Below are 18,861 nucleotides of genomic sequence, written 5' to 3' on the forward strand. Positions count from 1 at the left end.
CCTGCGGGAACAGATCCGCAGCGGCAAGTTGGCCGCAGGCTCCGCGCTGTCGTCAACGCGGAAGCTGATGGACGACCACGGCGTGTCGAGCACGGTCGTGAAGGCGGCTGTCTCGCTGCTTCGCGCCGAGGGCTACGTGGTCGGACATCAGGGGAAGGGGGTGTTCGTCCAGTTCCCGCCACGCCTCGCCGTGCACTCCCGAGGGGCCGCCGACTGGGCCGTGCCCGCCTTGCAGGCCGGGCAAGCGATCGAGAAGGCCCTTCGCGAGCTGACTAGCGCCGGAGGACAGACCGCAGACGCCGAAGCGGCTCTCCAGCGCTGGCAGGACGCGTTCGGCGCGCTTCCCGACAGCGTGAAGAGCCGCTTGGCGGAGTAGTCAGAGGTCGTCGCGGCTGGTCGCCGCCCACCCGTCTCGGATCAGGTCGTGGAGTCCAGACCGCTCGGGCTTCCACCCGAACTCCGTCGTGATCCGGGTGAGGTCGGCGACCAGCCGAGGCGGTTCCGGCTGAGGCGGACGGTGGACCACCGGCACGGGCCGCCCAGTCACCTGCTCCACCGCCCCGACGATCTCACGCATGCTCGCCGGGGTCGCGCCCACGTTGTATGCCCGGTGCGCGAAGTCCCCAGCGTGCAAGGCCAGGACATACGCGCGGGCGAGGTCGTCCACGTGGACGAAGTCCCGGACGGCGGTGCCGTCGCCGTTCATCTCCAGGTGCGGGTGGCGGCCGGCCGCCACCGCGAGCGCCTTCGGGATGATCCGGGACTCGTCGGAGTCCCCCACCCCGCCCACCGAGCCTGCGATGTTGAAGCACCGCAGGCTCACCGCCCGAACGGTGCCGCGTTCGCCTGCGCGCTTGAGCAACTCGTCTGCGGCGAGCTTCGAGACGCCGTACGGGTTGCTCGGAGCAGGCACGACGTCCTCGCCGATGGGCTGCTGCTCAGGGGCGCCGTAGATCGCGGCCGTCGAACCGAGCACGACCACGGGGCGCTCCGAAGCAGCTCGTCCGGGCAGCGCGGCCAGTAGGACGGCGGTGCCGTTCACGTTGACGTCGTGGTACTCGTCCGGCATCTCGAAGGACTCGCGCACCCGCGTGAGCGCGGCCAGGTGGCAGACGGCGTGCACGCCGCGCACCGCCGCTGCAACGGCCTGCTCGTCGCGGATGTCGCCGTGGACCACGTCGACCACCGGCAGCTCAGGGAGCGGGGCGCCCGGGCGCCGATGGGTCAGGGCAACCACCTCGTGGCCCGCCTCGGCAAGTCGTCGAACGACCGCGTTGCCGACGAAGCCGAAGGCGCCCGTCACGAGTACGCGCACGGAGTTCCTCCTCAGTTCAGGATCAGTCCGCGATGCTGCCACGCCAGGTCGAGGCACGCGGCGGCAGCAGACGCGAGCGGTTCATTCTCCAGCAGGTGGCGGATGTTGGCTTCGGTGAAGTCGATCCCCCCGGCGTGGCCCGTGCCCGCGATCACGCTGCCCTCGGTGTTGCGGGAGACCATGCCGGAGAAGACCGTGTCGTAGACGTCGGCGTCGATGACCACGACGCTGAGGATTTCGCCCGCCAAGGTGAGCGGGTCCAAGCCGATCCCGAAGCAGTACGGCCGGACCTTGCCCGCGCGCCGGGCCTCGTTGAGCGTGCGGAACGGCTCGACCCCGTCGTAGTCGATGGGCTCGCCGCTGCTGCCATCGGCCTCCGGGTCGCCCAGGAACTCCTCCGCGTACTCGCGGAGCACGTTGCGCCAGAGGTCGAAGTCATTCGACTGGTCCCACGGCATCACCGAGGACGGCTGGAACACCCCGGCGGGCATGATGTGGTACGTCCCGCCGGCCAGCGCCACGTTGCTCGCCGCCCGGTGGTGCAGCGGGAACGAGGCCGTGCCGTCCGCGGCGAGCCGGATGGTCAGGGTGTCGATGGACGGCAGCAGCGGTCGGCGGCCGAGGTCGAACGGGTCACCGACCAGCCTGCGGAACGGGAGCGACTCCCAGTCCGGCTCTCCGATCCATGCCGGGTTGCTGCCCGTCGCCAGCCAGGCGCCCGCCAGCTCGTGGGCGACGCCCTCGCAGACGTCCGCCATGTCGAAGTAGGTCGTGTAGCCGAACGACAGCTTGGGCCGGCCGTCGAGTTGGGTGACATCGAGCAGCCGGAAGCTCGGCCGGTTCACGAACAGCGACGGCCGGTCGACCATGCGGATCGCCTGCGAGTACCGGGCGAATCGCCCGCCGGTCGCGGCCAAGGGCCGGACGCCCTCGGACTCGAGCTCGGCGCCCACCACCTCCGGCGGAGCCGTCTTCGGCGACCACGTGAGGTTGATGTCGGCGAAGTCCAAGGGCTTCGGCCACATCCAACCAGCTGTCGTGAGCACCGGGCTGTTCCCCGCTCGGGCCACGGCCGGGTACAGCCGGGCAGCGGCGCTGGTGAGTTCACTCCGGTGCCGGTTCAGGTCCCGGCGGGTCATCCGCCAACGGCGCTGTTCCTCGACGGCGTCCTGCGGGCCGCCCTTGTCGCTCGGGATCGAGATGACGGCCGCCTCGGCGGCGGGCAGCAGGCCCAACTCGTCCTCGGGCAGTCCCAGCACCTGGGCCAGTCGCCGAAGCTCGTCCATGTCCTTGATCACGCGCTTCCCGCGCTCCAGCAGCGAGACGTACGACTGGTCGTACCCGAGCAGGTCGGCGAGATCCTGCTGCTTCAGCTTGTGGAGCGCACGGTAGGCCTTGAGGACGTCTCCCAAGTTGGAGCCGTCCGGCGGCGCGACGCGCTCGGCCGGGGTGGACAGCCAGTTGACCGGCTTGACCGCCGGGACGACCGGCACGCCCGAGCCGGCGGGCCCGATCACACGACGGCACGGGCTGCACACGGTGTCGGTGTTGGTGCGGCTCAGCCTGGCGCCGCAACGGGCGCAGGCGGCGGGCTTGGCTGCGGTAGTCATGAGGCATCTACCCCTTCAGGGATCGGCCGATCGCGGGGTGAGCCGTCTGCGAGGACGGCCCCCACCCCGGAGAACATTCAACTGCACCTGCGGTACGGAAGATCCGTGTTTGATCAAGGCGGACGGCCTGGCGCGGAGCGCTGGGAGAATCCGGGGAGAAGATCTTGAGATTCACCCCATGCGAACGCGACGACAACCAACGAAACCCGATGCTCTGACCAGCAGGTTTGTGTGTCTGCGCAGGTCGGCCGCCACGCCGGACCTCATTCGGGACGAAGAGGCCGTGGGTTCAAATCCCGCCACCCCGACCCAGTGCAGAGGCCCTGCCGGAGAAATCCGGCAGGGCCTCTGTCGTTGTGTCCGACCGGCCGGGTGACCGAGCCTCAGCCGGTCCGGCCTCATCCCGCGCGTCCCGGCCCCGGACTGATGGCCACGTGCGTGTTCCCGCCCGATGGGCGCCACCGTCCCCGACACCCGCCGACGGCTTCGCGTGATGCGGGCCGCATCCGGCGTCAACCCCTCCGTGTGCGTCGGCCGGAGGGGCCGTTCCGTCAGAGGACGGTGGTGAGTTCGGTGCGGGAGGTGATGTTGAGCTTGGGGTAGGCCTTGTAGAGGTGGTGGGCGACGGTCCTCGGGCTGAGGAAGAGCTGGGCGGCGATGTCGCGGTTGGTGAGGCCCTGGGCGGCGAGGCGGGCGATCTGGAGTTCCTGCGGGGTGAGCGGGGACTGCGGGGTGCCGGTGGGGGCGGCCGGGGTGGGGGCCGGGGTGCCGGTGGCGGACAGTTCGGTGCGGGCGCGGGCGGCCCAGGGGTGGGCGCCGAGGCGGTCGAAGGTCTCCAGGGCGGCGCGCAGGTGGGGGCGGGCGTCGGTGCGGCGGCGGGTGCGGCGCAGCCATTCGCCGTGGAGGAGGGCGGTGCGGGCCTGTTCGAAGGGGCGGTGGGCCGTCCCGTGCCGGGCGAGGGCGGCGCGGTAGGCGTCCCCGGCGAGTTCGTCGGGGGCGAGCAGGGCCTGGCAGCGCAGTCGGAGGGCCTCGGCCCAGGGGCGGTCGGCGGCGGCCGTCCAGCGGGCGAAGCGCTCGTACGGTCCGGCGGCGCGTTCCGGGGTGCCGAGGCGGACGGCGGCCTCGACCAGGTCGGGGACGGCGCGGGTGGCGCTGATGTGGTGCCGGTACGGGCCGGTGGTGAGGGCGTGCAGCCGGTCGGCGGCGTCGCCGGCGCGGCCCTGGCCGAGGTCGCAGAGGGCGAGCGCCCACTGGACCCAGGCCTGGCCGGCCGCGGGGGCGGCGGTCTGCGGGCCGGTGGTGGCGAGGGAGGCGGCGGCGAGTTCGGCGCAGCGCTCGGTGCGGCCGTCGAGCGCAGCCAGGCAGGCGAGCAGCGCGGTGAGTTGGCTGACCCACTGGTGCTGGCCGGTGTCCCGGGCGAGGCCGAGGCCCTCGGTGGCGGTGAGTTCGGCGTCGCGGTGCCGGCCGAGGAAGAGTTCGGCCTCGGCCAGGAAGAACTGCAGGGTGGGCATCACGCCGACGGTGCCCTTGGCGCGGGCTTCGGCGACCAGTTCGGCGGCGAGTTCGACGGCCTCCTCGTCGCGGCCGAGGACCAGGGTGGCGCCGCAGAGCTGGACCAGGTCGACCGGGCTCTCGGCCCCGGCCCGGCGGGCGGCCTCGACGGCCTCCCGGACGGGCGGCAGCGGCCCGGCGGGCCGGCCGAGCGCGGGCAGGACGGCCGCGGGCAGGTGGCGGGCGAGCGGGGCGAGGGGGTCGCCGTCGGCGAGCGGCAGGACCGCCAGACGGTCCAGGACGGCGATCACCGGCTCCTCGCCCGCGTACCAGGCGGCGTGGAAGGCCTGGAGCAGCATCCGGGCGGCGTACGTCGGGTCGATGCCGGTGCCGGCGGCGTCCAGCAGCAGCCGGTGGGCGGTCGGGTACCCGCCGCGCCAGAAGTGCGCGGTGGCCCGGACCTGGTCCAGCAGGGCGTGCGCCAGGACGTCGTCGGTCCGGCCGCCGGCCTCGTCGGCGAGCACCTCGGCCCGCGCCAACTCGCCCTCCTCGGTGGCGGCTTCGGCGGCCAGGACGAGCCGACGGGTGGCGGCGTCGCGGTCCGGGGTCAGCCGGGCGGCGCGCTCGTACGCGGCGGCGCCGCCGTGGCCGCCGCGGCGCTCGGCGCGGACGGCGGTGCGCTCCAGCGCGTCGGCTAGGTCGGCGTCGGGGGCGGTGGCGGCGAGGGCGAGGTGCCAGGTGCGGCGGTCGCCGTCCGGCAGCGCCCCCGCGACGGCCCGGTGGGCCGCCACCTTCTGGTGGTGCGGGGCCCGTTGGAGGATCGCCGAGCGCAGCAGCGGGTGCCGGAAGGCGATCCGGCGCTCGGCCGTGACCGCCACCAGCCCGGACTCCTCGGCGGGCGCGAGGTGTTCGGCGGTGACGCCGAGGGCGGCCGCGGCGGGCAGGACGACGTCCAGCGCCCCGCTCTCCTCGGTGGCGGCGACCAGCAGCAGCGTCTGGGTGGCCGCGGGCAGGCCGGTGACCTGGCCGTGGAAGGCGATCAGCAGCCGGCTGGTGAGCGGCAGGCCGCCGGTCGCCGGTGTCTGCGGCCCGGTGGCGACCGGGAGTTCGGTGAGGGCGAGCGGGTTGCCGGCCGCCTCGGCGAGCAGCCGGTCGCGGACGGCGGCGGGCAGGTCGGAGCCGACCCGCCGGGCCAGCAGCCGGGCGGCGTCGGCCTCGGACAGGCCGGTCACCCGCCGTTCGGGCAGGCCCAGCGGGCGCTCCGCCGGGCCGCCGTCGGCCCCGGACGCGCCGCCGGTGCGGGCGGCGAGCAGCAGGGCCACCCCTTCGGCCTGGAGCCGCCGGGCGGCCAGCAGCAGCGCGTCCAGTGAGGCCCGGTCCAGCCACTGCACGTCGTCGAGGACGCACAACAGCGGCCGGTCGGCGGCGAGTTCGGCGAGCAGCCCGAGCGTGGCGAGCCCGACCAGCAGCCGGTCCGCCCGCCCGTCCTCGCCGCCCCGCCCGTCGTCCGAGAGGCCGAACGCCGCCTCCAGCGCCCGCCGTTGCGGTCCGGGCAGGACGTCCAGCCGGTCCAGACCGGGCGCGAGCAGCAGGCTCAGCCCGGCGTACGGCAGCTCCGCCTCGTACTCGACGCCGGCCGCCCGGATCACCCGGAACGACTCCCCCGCCCGCGCGACGGCGTCGTCCAGCAGCGCGGTCTTGCCGATGCCGGCCTCGCCCCGCAGCAGCAGCGCCCCGCTGCGGCTGGCCCGCGCCCCGTCCAACAGGCCGTCCACGGCGGCCTGTTCGCCTTCCCTCCCGTACAGCATGCCCCGACCCTACCCACCCGGGGCCGCGCGCCGCCGACGACGATGCGCCGGTGCCCGCCGGCGGTTGCGCCGGTACACCGCTGCGGAGGCTACGTACCCCGATACCCATACGTGACGGATTCGCCGCCGCCCGCCCGTCCCTACCGTGGTGAGCACCGGGAACGACCGGCCAACCACCCAGCAGGACACGGGAGATGACCATGACCGAGATCACCGCCGCCGCCCTCCAGCAGCTCGCCGAGCGCTACCTCGCGGTCTGGAACGAGACCGACCCGGCGGCCCGCCGCAAGCTGGTCGACGAGGTGTGGGCCGAGGACGGCCGCTACACCGACCCGCTGGCCGCCGTCACCGGCCGGGACGCGATCGACGCGCTGATCGGCGCCGCCCAGGCCCAGTTCCCGGGGCTGGAGTTCACCCTCGGCCCGGTCGACGCGCACCACGACATCGCCCGCTTCACCTGGAACCTGGGCCCGGCCGGCGCGGAGCCGGTGGTGATCGGCTTCGACGTGCTGGCGGCCACCCCGGACGGCCGGATCGGCGCGGTGTACGGCTTCCTCGACCGCGTGCCGGGCGCCTGAGCCACCGCCGCCACCGACCACCGGCGCCGCCGCCACCGCCACCGCCACCGCCACCCGAGGGGCGGGCCGCACCCCACCGCGTCCGCCCCTCGGCACCGGCCCCACGGACCCACCCCCCTGGAGGAGAGCCCGAGATGAGCACCGCCCTGAACCCCCGGCGGCCCGCACCGGCCACCCCGGCCACCCCGGCCGCACCGGCCGCACCGGCGCCGGTCCCCAGGGGGCTGCTGCCGGTCGTCCTGACCGCCACCTTCATGACCGCCCTCGACGTCTTCGTCGTCAACGTCGCCCTCCCCTCCCTCCAGGGCGACCTCGGCGCCGGCCCGGCCGCCGTCCAGTGGGTGATGGCCGGCTTCAGCCTGGCCCTCGCGGCCGGCCTGGTCACCGCCGGCCGCCTCGGCGACCGCTACGGCCGCCGCCGGGTGTTCGGGATCGGCCTGGCCCTCTTCACCCTCGCCTCCGCCGCCTGCGGCCTCGCCCCCACCGCGGCCGCGCTGGTCGGCGCGAGGGTGGCGCAGGGCCTGTCGGCGGCGCTGATGGGCCCGCAGGTGCTGGCGATCCTGCGGACCGCGTTCAGCGGCGCCGCCCAGGCCCGGGCCTTCGCCCGGTACGGGCTGACCATGGGCCTGGGTGCGGTGTTCGGCCAGCTGATCGGCGGACTGCTGATCCGCGCCGACCTGTTCGGCCTCGGCTGGCGCAGCTGCTTCCTGATCAACCTGCCGATCGGCCTGACCGCCCTCCTGCTGGTCCGCCGCACCCTGCCGGAGTCCCGCGCCCCGCAGCGGCCCGGCCTGGACCCGGTCGGCGTGCTGCTGGTCACCACCGCGCTGACCGGCCTGGTGCTGCCGCTGATCCAGGGTCCCCAGCTGGACTGGCCGCTGTGGACCGGGCTCTGCCTGGGCGCCGCGCTCGCCCTGCTGGCCGTCTTCGCCGTGCACCAGCACCGCGCCACCGGGACGGCCACCGCCACCCCGCTGGTCGACACCCGGCTCTTCCGCAGCCGCGCCTTCAGCACCGGCGTGCTCGCCCAGCTCACCTTCATGCTCGGCCAGGCCTCGTTCTTCCTGGTGCTCGCCCTGCACCTCCAGTTCGGCCGCGGCCTGGACGCCCTCGGCGCCGGACTGGTCTTCACCGCGATCGGCCTCGGCTACCTCATCACCTCCAACACCACCCACCACGTCACCGCCCGCCTCGGCGACCGCCGCACCATCGCCCTCGGCGGGCTGCTGATGGCCCTCGGGCTCGGCCTGCTGGCCCTCGCCGGGTACCACGCCGCGGCCGGCGGCGTGTGGTGGCTGGCGCCCGGGCTGTTCGTGGACGGGATCGGCATGGGCCTGGTGCTCGCCCCGGTGACCTCGACGGTCCTGGCGGCGGCCGAGCCGCGGCTGGCCGGCTCCGCGGCCGGGGTGGTGTCCACCGTGCAGCAGGTCGGCGGGGCGCTCGGGGTCGCGCTGATCGGCCTGGTCTACTACGGCGCGGACGACCCGACCGCCGCCTTCGGCCGCAGCGTCCTCGCCCTGGCGGCGCTGGAGCTGGTGCTCGTGGGCCTGGTCCGGTTCCTGCCGCACGGCGCGCCGCGCAAGGGCTGACCCGGACGGCCCCCGGCACGGCCCGGACGCGCCCCCGTCATGACCCCGGCACCGGGCGGGTGGGCCCGAAGCCCGCCCGCCCGTTCCCTTCCCTCCCCCCGATCGGGTTGGATGGTCGGATGAGCGAGGAGAAGAGCGCCGTACCGGCGTGGGAGCAGCGGTTCAGGGCGGCCCGGGTGTCGCTGCCCGACTGGGCCGAGGACGCCCCCGACCGGGCGCTGTACGTGTCCAACGCGACCGGCACCTACGAGGTCTACGCCTGGGACCGCGCCACCGGCGCCCACCGCCAGGTCACCGACCGCCCGAACGGCACCACCGAGGCCGAGCTGTCCCCCGACGGCGAGTGGGTCTGGTGGTTCGACGACCACGACGGCGACGAGTTCGGCGTCTGGCGCCGCCAGCCCTTCGCGGGCGGCCCCGACGGGGAGGCCGTGCCGGGCCTCGCCGCCTCCTACTCGGCCGGCCTGGCCCTCGGCCGCGACGGCACCGTGGTCGTCGGCCGCTCCACCGACGAGGACGGCACCACCCTGCACCTGCGCCGCCCCGGCGACGCCGTGCCGGTCGAGATCTACCGGCACGAGGAGTACGGCGGCATCGGCGACCTCAGCCACGACAGCACGCTGCTCGCCATCGACCACACCGAGCACGGCGACGCGATGCACTCCGCGATCCGCGTGGTGCGCCTCGACGGGGACGGCGGCGTCGAGACCGTCGCCGAGCTGGACGAGGTCACCGGCCGGGACGAGCCGCGCGGCGTCGCCTGCCTGGGCTTCGCCCCGGTCGAGGGCGACACCCGCCTGCTGGTCGCCCACCAGCGCACCGGCCGCTGGGAGCCGATGATCTGGGACGTCGCCACCGGCGCCGAGACCGCCCTCCCGCTGCGCGACGAGCAGGGCCGCGAGCTGCCCGGCGACGTCTCCGCGCAGTGGCGCCCCGGCGCCGCGGAACTGCTGGTGGAGCACGAGTACGAGGCCCGCAGCGAGCTGTTCTCGTACCGGCTCGCCGACGGCCGGCTGACCCGTCTGGACACCCCGCGCGGCACCGTCGGCGGCGCCACCCCCCGTCCGGACGGCACCGTCGAGTACCTCTGGTCCTCCGCCGCCGAGCCCTCCGCCGTCCGCTCCACCGCCGGGACGGTCGTGCTGCGGGCGCCCGGCGCGGTGCCGCCCGGTTCGGTGCCGGTCGAGGACGTCTGGGTGGACGGGCCCGGCGGTCGGGTGCACGCGCTGGTGCAGCGGCCGACGACGCCCGCGCAGGGCCCGTACCCGACCGTGTTCGAGATCCACGGCGGCCCGACCCACCACGACAGCGACTCCTTCGCCGCCGGCCCGGCCGCCTGGCTGGACCACGGCTTCGCGGTGGTCCGGGTCAACTACCGCGGCTCGACCGGCTACGGCCAGGCCTGGACGGACGCGCTGCACGAGCGGGTCGGCCTGATCGAGCTGGAGGACATCGCGGCGGTCCGCGCCTGGGCGGTCGACAGCGGCCTGGCCGACCCGGACCGGCTGGTGCTCGCTGGCGGCAGCTGGGGCGGCTACCTGACCCTGCTCGGCCTCGGCGTCCAGCCCGACAGCTGGGCCCTCGGCGTCGCCGCCGTGCCGGTCGCGGACTACCACACCGCGTACGCCGACGAGATGGAGGCGCTCAAGTCGCTGGACCGCACGCTCTTCGGCGGCACCCCGGAGGAGGTCCCGGAGCGCTTCACCGCCTCCTCGCCGCTGACCTACGTCGAGCGGGTGCGGGTGCCGGTGTACATCAGCGCCGGGGTCAACGACCCGCGCTGCCCGATCCGGCAGATCGACAACTACGTCGAGCGGCTGGCGGAGCTCGGCAAGCCGCACGAGGTGTACCGCTACGACGCCGGACACGGGTCGCTGGTGGTGGAGGAGCGGATCAAGCAGCTGCGGCTGGAGATCGACTTCGTCCGGCGGCACCTGGCCGGGGCCGGACGGACCGCGGACGGGGACACCGCGGCCGGGCGCACCGCGGCCGGGGGGACGGTGTGAGACGTCCGCTGACGCTCGTGGGGGTGGCGGTCGTCGGGGCCCTGGTGCTCACCGGCTGTTCGAGCTCGGACAGCGGGAACGCCGCCTGCCCGCCCCCGACCGGCCCGCCGGTGCCGGGCCCCACGGTCACCGTGACCCCGACGCCCGCCGTCCCGACCGTGCCCGCGACTCCCGCCGCACCGCCGGCCGCGCCGCCCGCCCCGGCCACCAAGGCGAGCGCGGCGGGCCCGGCCGGCCCGGCGGACGCCGGGACGACCGTGCTGCGGGCGACGTACGCCTCGGCCGACGGGGACGAGCCGGTCCAGCTCGCCAAGGGGGGCGGTGGCAAGAGCGGTTCGTCCGGTTCGAAGGGGTCCAAGGGCTCCAAGAGCGGGCGCACGGTGCACCACCACACCGACAACTACAACTCGGACAACGGCAACGGCAACGGCGGCAGGAGCCGCTGCTACACCGAGCCGAGCCCGGCGCCCACCACCACCTGGACGCCGTCCCCGGCGGCCACCGGAACCCCGGCCGTGCCCCTGCCGACCGCGCCGACGCCGGCCGCCCCGCTGCCGACCGCACCGGCGAAGCCGGCCGTGCCCGTACCGGCGGCCCCGTCGCCCAAGCGCTGAGGGCGGTCGAGCGCCGGGGGCGGTCGACCGCCGAGGACGGGCGAGCCCCGAGGGCGGGGCGCCGTCGGGCGTCAGTCCAGGACCGGGTCCAGCCCGAGGGCCCGGTCCTGCTCCGCCTCCGCCTCGCGGCGCACCAGGCGGAACCACATGAAGACCACGAACCCGCCGAAGACGAACCACTCCAGGGTGTAGCCCAGGTTCTGGAACGCGCGCAGGGTGAGCCCGTTCCCGCCCTGCGGCTGCACGGACGGTACGGGGGCCAGCCCGGCGGCCGCGTCGTCGGCGGCCACCCAGCCGTCGTACCAGCCGTCGTACTCCAGCACGTTCAGCAGCGACGCCCGGTTGATCATGCCGAGCTGCCCGGCGGGCAGACCGCCCGCCACCGCGCCGTTGCTGCCCACGGCCTCGTTGGCCTGCAGGCGCCCGGTCACCGTCACCCGGCCACTCGGCGGCGGCGCGGCGGCGGCCGGCTCCCCGGCGGCCCAGCCGCGCACTACGGCGACGGCGTGTCCGTCGGCGGTGCGCAGCGGGGTGAGCACGTAGTAGCCCGGCTTGCCGTCCACCACCCGGTTGGGGACGAGCAGTTGGTGCTCGGTGTCGTAGCTGCCGGTCGCCGTGACGGCCCTGCCGACGGTCTCCGTGCTCACCTGCGGGGTCGCCTGGTTGAGCAGCTCTTCGATCGGCCGGGCGTCACTCGAAGTGGTGAGCGCCTGTTCGGTCTCCTGGTGCGTGGACACCCGGTCCTCGAACCGGCCGAGCTGCCAGGAGCCCAGCCACAGGCACACCGCCACGGCCGCCACGGCCACGACGGTGCCGCCGAGCCAGCGCGGAGTCAGGAGGAACCGGTACACACCCCCACGGTAACCACTCCTCACACCCGCCCGGCCCCCGGGCCCCGGCACGGCGGCGCGTCGTGCCGGTCCGGCGAGGCCGACCACGGTGGCGAACCACCGTGGCGAACCACCGTGGCGAACCACCGAAAGCGAGCCGCCGCCCGTCGCCGCCCGCGGTCAGCCCGCGGTCACCCCGCCGACGGCGAGCCGGACGGCTGCGGCGCCGGGCCGCCCAGGACCTGGACGCCGCCGCGGTAGACGGTGCCGCCGCAGGACACCGGCAGGGTGGCCGTGGCGACGGCCGGGCTGCCGGGGGCAGGGGTGTGGGCGACGGTCGCGGTGGCCGGCGCGGTGGTCGGGTTGCCGGTCGGCGTCGCGGTCGGGCTGGGGGCCGTGGTGGGGGCCGCCGACGGGGACGAGGAGGCCGGCGGGTTGGCGCTGGGCGCGTCGGTGGGGACGGAGGCCGGGGCGCCGGACTCGGCGGCGGGGACGTCCGAGCGCAGGGCCGCCTGGTTGACGCCGTTCGACGGGGTGGTCAGCGTGCCGGAGCCGGTACAGGTCTGGTCGGGGATCCAGGCGAACGGCACCCGGTACCCGGCCCGCGGCGCGAGCACCGGCGGCTCCCCGTCCATCGCGGGCAGGCCGACGGCCGGGTCGCCCGGGGTGTGGTCGGCGGTGCGGATGCGGCCTCGGTCGCCGCCGCTGACGGCGGTGACCGCCACCGAGCCCGGTCCGCCGAGCCGGCAGCTGCGCGCGGAGACGTTGTAGACGGTGAACGAGCCGTAGATCCGCCCGGCGCCGTCGGCCGTGCCGACCTGCGCGACGCCCTCGCCGAGGTCGGTCCGCACGCAGAGCGGGACGATGCCGCCGTCGCCGGCGCCGGAGGTCCCGGTGGGCGCGACGCTGCCGTCGCTGTGGGTCAGCCCGCCGCCGGGGGTGTGCGCGGTCGTGGCCGTACCGGGCGGCGAGGTGACGCCGGCGGTGCCGCTCGGGTCCGCGTGCGGGGGCGCACCGGTGCCGCCGGTGGTTCCGGCGGCGCCGCTGGGGGAGGCCGCGGACGGGCTCTGCACCTCCGCCGAGCCGGGGCCGCCGGAGAGCCCGAGGTGCTCCCCCTCGTGCAGGACGGGCAGGCCGATCGCGACGACGAAGGCGAGCGCGGCCGCGCCGGTCCAGGCGCCGCGCCGGGCCGCCCGGCGGCGGGGTACGGCCCGCCGGATCCGCGGCAGTCCGTCGGCCGCGGGCTGGATGCCGGAGACGGCGCCGTGCAGCAGCTCGCGCACCGCCCGTTCCTCGGTGGACAGGTCCAGGAGCTCCGGGACCTCGCCCGTGCGGCCGGGTCTGCCGGCCGCACTCGTACCGCGCCCACCTGCCGCACTCGTACCGGCCCCGCCGGCCGCGTTCGAACCCGGCGCCCCGGGAGCCCCGTCCGCCGGTCGCCGCCGGCCGCCGTCCTCCTCAGCCATGTCCGGCCTCCATCTGGACGCGCAGGGCCGCGAGTCCGCGCGAGCCGTAGGCCTTCACCGAACCGAGCGAGATGCCCAGGGTCTCGGCGACCTGCGCCTCCGTCATGTCCACGAAGTAACGCAGCACCAGAACCTCCCGCTGACGGCGTTGCAGACCACGCAGCGCGGCCTTCAACTGGTCGCGCTCCAGGGCATCGTAGGCACCTTCTTCTGCACTGGCCATGTCAGGCATGGGCTTCGGCAGCAGTCGCAGCCCGAGGATGCGGCGGCGCAGCGTGGAGCGGGACAGGTTGACGACCGTCTGCCGCAGATAGGCCAGGGTCTTCTCGGGCTCGCGCACCCGGCGCCGGGCGGCGTGCACCCGGATGAACGCCTCCTGGACGACGTCCTCGCAGGTCGAGAGGTCGTCGAGGAGCAGCGCGGCGAGCCGCAGCAGCGAGCGGTAGTGCGCCTGGTAGGTCTCGGTGAGCAGGTCCTCGCTGGTACCCGCGTCGGTACCGGCGCCGGAGTCCGCCGCACCGGGTGCGGCCGCCGTCATCTGGTCTACTTCCGGCCTACTCGCAGGCCTCGGGGCACGCGACGGGAAGGACACCGCGGCTCTCGCCGGGATGCCCGCCCTTGCCCCCACCATCACGTTCGCCACGCACGTTGGACACTCGATCCCCTGTCATGGTTGCCCGGCCCGGGGCCCATTCTTCCGCATCGGCGGAAGAGGCCTCCAGGGGATTCCCACGGGATTCCGGACAGATTGTGTCGAGGAGCGGACACAGGTATGGACACAGCTGTGGACACAAGCGGGCACAACGGAACGCGTGGACGCGCCCGGAACGCGCGGGCCGACGGAACTGCGCGGGCCCGACGGCGCATACGAGTGCACCGGGGCGCGTGGGCGCCGCTACTCCCCCGGCTCCGCCGGCCGGCCCGCCGTCAGCTCCGCCGCCACCAGCTCGGCGAGCTGCACCAGGTTGAGCGCCGCCCCCTTGCGCAGGTTGTCCCCGCACAGGAAGAGGTCCAGCGCCTCCGGCTCGTCCAGCGCCCGCCGGACCCGCCCGACCCAGACCGGGTCCGTCCCGACCACGTCGTTGGGCGTCGGGAACTCGCCCGCCGCCGGGTCGTCGTAGAGGACCACGCCGGGCGCGTCCCGCAGGATGTCCTGCGCGTGCTCCTGGGTGACCTCGCGCTCGAACCGCGCGTGCACGGCCAGCGCGTGGGTGCGGACGACCGGGATGTGGACGCAGGTCGCCGAGACCTTCAGGGCGGGCAGGCCGAGGACCTTGCGGGACTCGTCGCGGATGCCCATCTCCTCGGCGGACCAGCCGCCCTCGCGCAGCCCGCCGGTCCAGGGCACGGCGTTGAGCGCGAGCGGGGCGGCGAACGGCCCCTGATCGGCGATCAGGGCGCGCAGGTCGCCGGTCTGCCGGCCGACCGCGGTGCCCGCCACCAGCCCGGTCTGCGCGCGCAGCGCCGCCTCGCCGGCCCGGCCCTCGCCGTCGGCGGCCTGGTAGGAGGCGACCACGAGCTGCGCCAGCCCGTACTCGGCGTGCAGCGCACCCACCGCGGCGATCATCGCGAGCGTGGTGCCGGCCGGGCTGGCGACGATGCCGCGCGGGCGGATCCGCAGCGCGGCCGCGTTGACCTCCGGGACGACCAGCGGCACGTCCTCGGCGGCGCGGAACGCGGCCGAGTCGTCGACCACCACGACGCCCTTGGCCGCCGCGATCGGCGCCCACTGGGCGGAGACCGGTTCGGGGACGGCGAACACCGCGACGTCGATCCCGGCGAAGGCCTCCTCGGCCAGCGGGACGACCTCGACGGTCTCCCCGCGCACCACCGCCTTGCGGCCGGCCGGACGCGGGGAGGCGACGAGGCGGATCTCGCCCCAGACGTCCTGGCGGAGGGAGAGCAGTCCGAGCAGCACCTCGCCGACCGCGCCGGTGGCGCCGACGACGGCGAGGTTCGGACGCCGGGTCATCGCCCGGCGTCCCGGCCCGGTGCCCGGGTCATCGCCCGGTGCTCCCGCTCCGCTCCCGGGTCATCGCCCGGTGCCGCCGTAGACGACGGCCTCGTCGCTCTCGCTGTCCAGGCCGAAGGCGCTGTGCACGGCGCGGACGGCCTCCGGCACGTCCTCGGCGCGGGTGACCACCGAGATGCGGATCTCCGAGGTGGAGATCAGCTCGATGTTGACGCCCGCGGCGGACAGCGCCTCGAAGAAGGTCGCCGTGACGCCCGGGTTGGAGCGCATGCCGGCGCCGACCAGCGAGATCTTGCCGATCGCGTCGTCGTAGCGCAGCGACTCGAAGCCGATGCCGTCCTTGACCCGGCCCAGCGCGTCGATGGCCTTCTGGCCCTCGGTCTTGGGCAGGGTGAAGGAGATGTCGGTGAGCCCGGTCGACGCGGCGGAGACGTTCTGCACCACCATGTCGATGTTGACCTCGGCGTCGGCGATGGCGCGGAAGATGCGCGCCGCCTCGCCCGGCTTGTCGGGCACGCCGACGACGGTGACCTTGGCCTCGGAGGTGTCGTGGGCGACTCCGGAGATGATGGCCTGCTCCATCTCGCCCCCTTCGGGCTGGTTCGGGTTGTCGTTGCTGACGATCGTCCCGGGAAGACCCGAGAAGGACGAGCGTACGTGAATCGGGATGTTGTAGCGACGGGCGTATTCGACACACCGATCGAGCAGCACCTTGGACCCCGACGAGGCCAGCTCCAGCATGTCCTCGTAGGCGATCCAGTCGATCTTGCGGGCCTTCTTCACCACGCGCGGGTCGGCGGTGAACACGCCGTCCACGTCGGTGTAGATCTCGCAGACCTCGGCCTTGAGCGCGGCGGCGAGCGCCACCGCGGTGGTGTCCGAGCCGCCCCGGCCCAGCGTGGTGATGTCCTTGCTGGTCTGGGAGACGCCCTGGAAGCCGGCCACGATCGCGATGTTGCCCTCGTCCAGGGCGGTGCGGATGCGACCGGGCGTCACGTCGATGATGCGCGCCTTGTTGTGGACGGAGTCGGTGATGACGCCGGCCTGGCTGCCCGTGAAGGACTGCGCCTCGTGCCCCAGGGATTTGATCGCCATGGCCAGCAGTGCCATGGAGATGCGCTCTCCAGCGGTCAGCAGCATGTCGAACTCACGGCCGGCAGGCAGCGGTGACACCTGCTCCGCGAGTTCGATGAGCTCGTCCGTCGTGTCGCCCATCGCGGACACCACGACGACGACCTCATGGCCGGCCTTCTTGGCGTCAACGATTCGACGGGCCACGCGCTTGATGCCTTCGGCATCCGCAACGGATGAGCCGCCGTACTTCTGCACGACAAGGCCCACGTGCGCTCCTCGACTCGAAGTCTTTTCCGGGGGCTCCGGGCCCCCGTACCCCCCTGGGGAGAGGGGGGTGCGGTCGTCGTCAGTCTACCGAGCAGGCATGCTCCGACCGGCGCTTTCCATATGGTGAGACGGTAGTTTCAGCACGTGAACGGCGGTACGGGCGGCTCCGCCGTCAGGTCTGCGGGCGATTCGGTACGGCTCCGGAGAATCGGCGGATCGGGGGACGGCGATCCGCTCGGATTTCTTTTCCGGGCAGGCCGCTGAGGCATTCGTCACAATCCGCGGACGCATTCGATCCGGGGCCGTCGCGGCCCGGTCTCCAGGGCCGGTCGCCGGCCCGCCGGTCGCCTGCCCGCCAGCCGGGCGTCTGTCGCCGGCCTGCCGGTCGCCTATCGCCCGAGGCCGAGCTCGGCCGCCATCAGGTCGCCCGCCTGCTGCTCCAGCTGCTCGTCGGTGAGCCCGTCGTCGTCGGTGTCCGCGCCGTCCGGCACCGCGCCGATCGGGCTGTCCAGCCGGACGTGGGCGATCAGCGACTGCAGGGCCCGCAGCACCGCGGTGCAGGTGGTGCCCCAGTTGGAGAGGTACGAGAACTGCCACCACCACAGCGCCTCGCTGACCCGGCCCTCTCGGTAGTGGGTCAGGCCGTGCTGGAGCTCGCTGACCACGCCGGCCAGGTCGTCCGAGATCCGGAAGGCGTTGGGCTTCTCCGGCGGGCCGTACGGGTCGAAGACCTCGTGGTAGACGTCGATCGGCGCGAGCAGCTCGGCGAGGCGCTCGCGCAGCTGCTCGCCGTCCGGCTCGGGACCGGCATCGGGCTCGAAGCGGTCCTCCGGGACGACGTCCTCGATCGCGCCCAGCCGGCCGCCGGCCAGCAGCAGCTGCGAGACCTCCAGGAGCAGCAGCGAGACCGCGCTGCCGGGCTCGTCGCCCTTCGCGACCTCGGTGACGGCGAGCACGAAGCTCTCCACCGAGTCGGCGATCTGCACGGCGAAGTCGTCCGGCTCCGAGCCGTGTCCGTGGGTGTGCGGGGCGTGCGCCCCCGGTTCCCCGTGGGACTGCTGGTGGGGGGTGTGGGGCTGCTGGTTGATCGTCCGGTCAGACATCGAGCAGTCGTCTCCCTTCGAAGGCGCGGCCGAGGGTGACCTCGTCCGCGTACTCCAGATCCCCGCCGACGGGCAGGCCGCTCGCCAGACGGGTCACCTTCAGGCCCATCGGCTTGCAGAGCCGGGCCAGGTAGGTGGCGGTCGCCTCCCCCTCCAGGTTGGGGTCGGTGGCCAGGATCAGCTCGGTGACCGTGCCGTCCGCGAGGCGCGCCAGCAGCTCGCGGATGCGCAGGTCGTCCGGGCCGACGCCCTCGATGGGGCTGATCGCGCCGCCCAGCACGTGGTAGCGGCCGCGGAACTCACGGGTGCGCTCGATGGCGACGACGTCCTTGGACTCCTCGACCACGCAGATGACCGCGAGGTCGCGGCGCGGGTCCAGGCAGACCCGGCACTGCTCGGCCTCCGCGACGTTGCCGCAGACCACGCAGAAGCGGACCTTGTCCTTGACCTCCAGCAGCGCGTGCGCCAGCCGGCGCACGTCGGTCGGGTCGGCCTGCAGCACGTGGAAGGCGATCCGCTGGGCGCTCTTGGGCCCGACGCCGGGCAGCCTGCCCAGTTCGTCGATCAGGTCCTGAACCACGCCCTCGTACAACGTCGCGCCTTCCTTCGGATGGTCGGTGGGGCCGGACGGCCGGTACCAGGTGGCCCGGTCGTGCCGGACGGCCCGGACGGCCCGGTGGTACCCGGACGGCCGGTGGTACCGGTTGGCCGGTGGTGCTCCGGTGCCATCATCCAACGAATCGGGCGTCGGACACAGCGCCCGACGCCCGACTCCCACATAAATCACATGGGTCTGTCGTCTGAACTTCAGACCTCGTGGAACAAGAAGCCGACGTCAGAACGGCAGACCGGGGATGCCGCCGCCCAGGCCCTGGGTCAGCGGGCCCATGCGCTCGGCCTGCATCTTCTGCGCGGTCTGGTTGGCGTCCCGGACGGCCGCCAGGATCAGGTCGGCCAGGGTCTCGGTGTCCTCCGGGTCCACGGCCGCCGGGGCGATGGTCAGCGCCACCAGCTCACCGGCACCGGTCACCGTGGCCTCGACCAGGCCGCCGCCCGCCGAGCCGTTCACCTTCGTCTCGGCCAGCTCCTGCTGTGCCTTCGCGAAATCCTGCTGCATCTTCTGCGCCTGCTTCAGCAG

The 18,861-nt window shown here is 74.5% G+C and carries 16 protein-coding genes; 5 read left to right on the forward strand and 11 right to left on the reverse strand.

Annotated elements, in window-relative coordinates:
* On the forward strand, positions 1–376 hold a 376-nt coding region (locus ABZW03_RS19420), incomplete at its 5' end, for a GntR family transcriptional regulator (protein WP_355259405.1).
* Here ABZW03_RS19420 and ABZW03_RS19425 read toward each other — a convergent pair.
* The 3 genes from ABZW03_RS19425 to ABZW03_RS19435 form a co-directional block, all read right to left on the reverse strand.
* A complete protein-coding gene (locus ABZW03_RS19425; protein WP_355259408.1) occupies positions 377–1,315 on the reverse strand; it encodes an NAD-dependent epimerase/dehydratase family protein in 939 nt (312 codons plus the stop codon).
* Positions 1,316–1,326: 11 nt separating this feature from the next.
* The gene (locus tag ABZW03_RS19430; RefSeq protein WP_355259411.1) at positions 1,327–2,925 is read right to left on the reverse strand and encodes a helix-turn-helix transcriptional regulator; all 1,599 of its coding nucleotides are present in this window, start codon (positions 2,923–2,925) and stop codon (positions 1,327–1,329) included.
* Positions 2,926–3,476: 551 nt separating this feature from the next.
* Complete coding sequence (locus ABZW03_RS19435; RefSeq protein ID WP_355259414.1) at positions 3,477–6,224, reverse strand: AAA family ATPase; 2,748 nt, start codon at positions 6,222–6,224, stop codon at positions 3,477–3,479.
* 200 nt (positions 6,225–6,424) lie between these two features.
* Here ABZW03_RS19435 and ABZW03_RS19440 point away from each other — a divergent pair, with 200 nt between their 5' ends.
* The 4 genes from ABZW03_RS19440 (at position 6,425) to ABZW03_RS19455 (ending at position 11,011) form a co-directional block, all read left to right on the forward strand.
* Positions 6,425–6,802, forward strand: a complete 378-nt coding sequence (locus ABZW03_RS19440; RefSeq protein WP_355259417.1) for a nuclear transport factor 2 family protein — start codon at positions 6,425–6,427, stop codon at positions 6,800–6,802.
* A gap of 134 nt (positions 6,803–6,936) precedes the next feature.
* Positions 6,937–8,391, forward strand: a complete 1,455-nt coding sequence (locus tag ABZW03_RS19445) for an MFS transporter (RefSeq protein ID WP_355259420.1) — start codon at positions 6,937–6,939, stop codon at positions 8,389–8,391.
* A 119-nt stretch (positions 8,392–8,510) separates the two neighbouring features.
* The gene (locus tag ABZW03_RS19450; RefSeq protein WP_355259423.1) at positions 8,511–10,397 is read left to right on the forward strand and encodes a prolyl oligopeptidase family serine peptidase; all 1,887 of its coding nucleotides are present in this window, start codon (positions 8,511–8,513) and stop codon (positions 10,395–10,397) included.
* Positions 10,398–10,420: 23 nt separating this feature from the next.
* Positions 10,421–11,011 (forward strand): hypothetical protein, encoded by a 591-nt coding sequence (locus tag ABZW03_RS19455; protein WP_355259426.1) that lies wholly within the window; start codon positions 10,421–10,423, stop codon positions 11,009–11,011.
* Between the two features lie 71 nt (positions 11,012–11,082).
* Here the strand turns inward: ABZW03_RS19455 and ABZW03_RS19460 are convergent, their stop codons facing one another.
* The 8 genes from ABZW03_RS19460 to ABZW03_RS19495 all read right to left on the reverse strand — a co-directional run.
* Positions 11,083–11,862, reverse strand: coding sequence for an SURF1 family protein (locus tag ABZW03_RS19460; protein WP_355259429.1), 780 nt, complete (start codon positions 11,860–11,862; stop codon positions 11,083–11,085).
* A 170-nt stretch (positions 11,863–12,032) separates the two neighbouring features.
* Positions 12,033–13,307 (reverse strand): hypothetical protein, encoded by a 1,275-nt coding sequence (locus ABZW03_RS19465; RefSeq protein ID WP_355259432.1) that lies wholly within the window; start codon positions 13,305–13,307, stop codon positions 12,033–12,035.
* The gene (locus ABZW03_RS19470; RefSeq protein ID WP_350517356.1) at positions 13,300–13,845 is read right to left on the reverse strand and encodes a SigE family RNA polymerase sigma factor; all 546 of its coding nucleotides are present in this window, start codon (positions 13,843–13,845) and stop codon (positions 13,300–13,302) included. The genes ABZW03_RS19465 and ABZW03_RS19470 overlap by 8 nt, the downstream gene beginning before the upstream one ends.
* Before the next feature lie 357 nt (positions 13,846–14,202).
* Positions 14,203–15,279, reverse strand: coding sequence for an aspartate-semialdehyde dehydrogenase (locus ABZW03_RS19475; protein ID WP_355259436.1), 1,077 nt, complete (start codon positions 15,277–15,279; stop codon positions 14,203–14,205).
* Between the two features lie 60 nt (positions 15,280–15,339).
* Complete coding sequence (locus ABZW03_RS19480; RefSeq protein WP_355259439.1) at positions 15,340–16,620, reverse strand: aspartate kinase; 1,281 nt, start codon at positions 16,618–16,620, stop codon at positions 15,340–15,342.
* Between the two features lie 389 nt (positions 16,621–17,009).
* Complete coding sequence (locus ABZW03_RS19485) at positions 17,010–17,723, reverse strand: DUF5063 domain-containing protein (protein ID WP_355259442.1); 714 nt, start codon at positions 17,721–17,723, stop codon at positions 17,010–17,012.
* Positions 17,716–18,315 (reverse strand): recombination mediator RecR, encoded by a 600-nt coding sequence (gene recR, locus ABZW03_RS19490; protein ID WP_355259448.1) that lies wholly within the window; start codon positions 18,313–18,315, stop codon positions 17,716–17,718. Before recR ends, ABZW03_RS19485 begins: the two co-directional genes overlap by 8 nt.
* A gap of 243 nt (positions 18,316–18,558) precedes the next feature.
* Positions 18,559–18,861: YbaB/EbfC family nucleoid-associated protein (locus ABZW03_RS19495; protein ID WP_355259445.1), on the reverse strand; the 303-nt coding region annotated here is incomplete at its 5' end.

The organism is Kitasatospora sp. NPDC004799 (genome assembly GCF_040609095.1).
In the GTDB taxonomy this organism is placed as follows: Bacteria; Actinomycetota; Actinomycetes; order Streptomycetales; family Streptomycetaceae; genus Kitasatospora.

Coding starts and splice junctions, on each gene's coding strand:
- ABZW03_RS19430 (WP_355259411.1), bottom strand. CDS start 2,925: ATGACTACCGCAGCCAAGCCCGCCGCCTGCGCCCGTTGCGGCGCCAGG.
- ABZW03_RS19435 (WP_355259414.1), bottom strand. CDS start 6,224: ATGCTGTACGGGAGGGAAGGCGAACAGGCCGCCGTGGACGGCCTGTTG.
- ABZW03_RS19440 (WP_355259417.1), top strand. CDS start 6,425: ATGACCGAGATCACCGCCGCCGCCCTCCAGCAGCTCGCCGAGCGCTAC.
- ABZW03_RS19445 (WP_355259420.1), top strand. CDS start 6,937: ATGAGCACCGCCCTGAACCCCCGGCGGCCCGCACCGGCCACCCCGGCC.
- ABZW03_RS19450 (WP_355259423.1), top strand. CDS start 8,511: ATGAGCGAGGAGAAGAGCGCCGTACCGGCGTGGGAGCAGCGGTTCAGG.
- ABZW03_RS19465 (WP_355259432.1), bottom strand. CDS start 13,307: ATGGCTGAGGAGGACGGCGGCCGGCGGCGACCGGCGGACGGGGCTCCC.
- ABZW03_RS19470 (WP_350517356.1), bottom strand. CDS start 13,845: ATGACGGCGGCCGCACCCGGTGCGGCGGACTCCGGCGCCGGTACCGAC.
- ABZW03_RS19475 (WP_355259436.1), bottom strand. CDS start 15,279: ATGACCCGGCGTCCGAACCTCGCCGTCGTCGGCGCCACCGGCGCGGTC.
- ABZW03_RS19485 (WP_355259442.1), bottom strand. CDS start 17,723: ATGTCTGACCGGACGATCAACCAGCAGCCCCACACCCCCCACCAGCAG.